This is a genomic window from Burkholderia sp. AW33-5, assembly GCF_053427615.1.
On record NZ_JBSAXA010000094.1, the window covers coordinates 1 to 561 of the forward strand.

A 561-nucleotide genomic window follows, 5' to 3' on the forward strand; every position below is an offset into this window, starting at 1 on the left:
GGGCCGGCCGTGCGGATCGCGGTGGCCGAGCCGAGGAACAGGCCGACGCCGATCGTCGCGCCGAGCGCCATCAGGTTGATGTGTCGCTCCTCCAGCCCGCGGTGCAGCTGGTCTTCTGGTTGTTTCAAGTCCGTCTCCTGGCAGCCGCAAACGGGCCGCCGTCATTGTGTTGATGTCAGCGCGAGGCTTGTCATTGCCATACGTCCGTTTGCTACCACAGCGAACTATTTTTCGGCCTCCCGCTGAATACAGGTGATCTGCTGGTCCACGCATTACTTCTTCATAGCATTCCCCTTGTCTCCAGAACCATCTCCAATCAAATACCCCATGAGGATTGTCGGGTACACTTTTGCCGGGCTGCACACCTCGAAACGCCATTTAATCCGGTACGTATGCCTCACAATCATCGAAGAATGTACGTATGAAATCGTCGACTCCATCAATAGTCGTACTTGCAACGCTTACGCGTACGCGCGGCGCATCTGGCCGGCCACGTCCTTCGGATAACGATGCACCGACAGGTCGTCGGCCTGGATTGCCGGTTTCTTGCCCGAGATCAGA

1 pseudogene is annotated in these 561 nt (G+C 57.4%); it reads right to left on the reverse strand.

Features of this window, described 5'->3' with window-relative positions:
* Positions 1-461 precede the first annotated feature (461 nt).
* Positions 462-561 (reverse strand): annotated as a pseudogene (locus ACV22V_RS32500) (D-amino acid dehydrogenase); the annotation flags it as partial.